The 1815-nt window shown below is 59.2% G+C and carries 1 protein-coding gene and 1 pseudogene; both read left to right on the top strand.

The window, feature by feature from the left end; genetic code table 11:
• Positions 1–386, top strand: a 386-nt coding sequence (locus ACFPN9_RS17075; RefSeq protein ID WP_377817292.1) for a hypothetical protein, incomplete at its 5' end; no start/stop codon positions are given.
• A gap of 465 nt (positions 387–851) precedes the next feature.
• Positions 852–1720, top strand: a pseudogene (locus ACFPN9_RS17070) (IS3 family transposase); the annotation flags it as partial.
• Between the last annotated feature and the right edge of the window lie 95 nt (positions 1721–1815).

Below are 1815 nucleotides of genomic sequence, written 5' to 3'. Positions count from 1 at the left end.
GGAGAACTCTGAACCTCTTGCTCTTCCATGCCGACCTCCTCTCCAGAGGGGTCAGTTCCTCATGGCGTCAGGGGGGCAGTTTGTCGTGGCGCCTGACACCTCAGAGCGCTTGCCTCACCAAACTGATGATCAGAGTGGAAGATAACAACTCTAACCCCAGTTTTGATCGCGTTTATAAATCCGGACATCAAGTGGAAATTCCTGATATCAATATGGCGAATCCAAATACTGTAAGCATCAGAATTAACGCTGGAAACAATGCAGATACTGTGACACTTGACACCGTTGGATGGGACTCTCCGTTTTTACTGGAACGGAATTCAAATAAGAGCCCAAATGCAGAAGCTATCATTCCAATGGCGAGAAATAACATGAATATCCTCTAGATGACTATTGACATTGAAAGACCGAGGCGGCCAGCCGATGAGCATCGAGGGGGTGAAATTCGATTAGCGCAGCCAGCGTTTGGCTGAGGCCGCCAGACCCTTGGTGGTGCGAGGAAAAGCTTCTCGGAAAGTCTCGGACCGGAGTTCTGCGGGCTCAATGCACGTGCTGAGCCAGCGCCAGGCAGCCGCAGCGGACTGTCAGGCATCAAGCAACACGATGATTTAAGGTTGGGCATCAGTCATGGGTGTCCGCGCTGGCGGCCCGACCAGCGTTACCCTGCCCGCCCACGGTAAGGAGCGGAGCACCCGCCAAACTTATATGGTTGTTGGCTGTAACCTGCAATGGGTGCGGATGAGGTATTTGCCCGCCGATAGCCTAGTGAGCGCTCCTCAACCGCAAGGCCTGGCCTGCTGCGGGTTTCGTGGACACCGAGATTAGGTGTTTCATGACGCTGGAGGTGGCGTATGCAGCGGCGACGATTTGGGCGTGAGTTCAAGATCGAGGCGGTTCGCCTGATCAGGAAACGCGGGGTGAGCGTCGCGCAGGCGTCTCGGGATCTGGAGGTCCATGAGAACGTGCTGCGCAAATGGGTGAAGGAGTTTGCCGCCGATCCAGGGCAGGCGTTTTCTGGACAGGGTCATGTGAAGCCCGAGCAGCTTTAGATCGAGCGGCTGCGGCGTGAGGTGGCCAAGCTCAAGGCGGAGCGCGATATCCTAAAAAAGGCCGCAGCCTACTTCGCGAGGGAAGCGATATGAGGTTCGCTTTCATCGCGAGGCACCGGAGCATCTGGCCGGTGGCATGGCTTTGCGAAGCGCTGGATGTCTCCCGCTCCGGGTTCCATGCCTGGCTGACGCGCTCGCCGAGCCAGCGCTCCGTGGACGACGAGGTGGTTGGCGCCAAGGTCTATGCGAGCTTCAAGGCGAGCGACCGGACCTATGGCGCTCGCCGTGTCTGGCGTGATGTGCTGGCTGACGGCGTCTCTTGCGGCTTGCACAAGATCGAGCGCCTGATGCGGATGCAGGCCTTGCGGGCGCGTCCCCGGCGTCGTGGCCTTCCGAAGGACGAGGGAGCACGACTGACCTCGGTCATCGCGCCCAACGTTCTCGATCGTCAGTTTACTGCGACCCGGCCGAACCAGCGCTGGATCGCCGATTTCACCTATGTCTGGACGGCGGAAGGCTGGCTTTATGTGGCTGCCGTGATCGACCTGTTCTCGCGGCGCGTCGTCGGCTGGTCGATGAAGGCCGAAATGACGGCCGCGCTCGTGACAGACGCGCTGGTCATGGCGATCTGGCGCCGCGGCAAGCCCGACGCCCTGCTGCACCACTCGGATAGTAAATAGATCGAGGCCAGTTCCCGGGCGGCCTGTCTCAAACACAGATCGACCGTTTGGTAGGCTGGCGCCGTGAGGTGCCCGGTGCGGTCTGA

The organism is Allobosea massiliensis (genome assembly GCF_042655245.1).
Taxonomy (GTDB): Bacteria; Pseudomonadota; Alphaproteobacteria; order Rhizobiales; family Beijerinckiaceae; genus Allobosea; species Allobosea massiliensis.
This window is presented reverse-complemented; position numbering and strand designations above follow the sequence as displayed.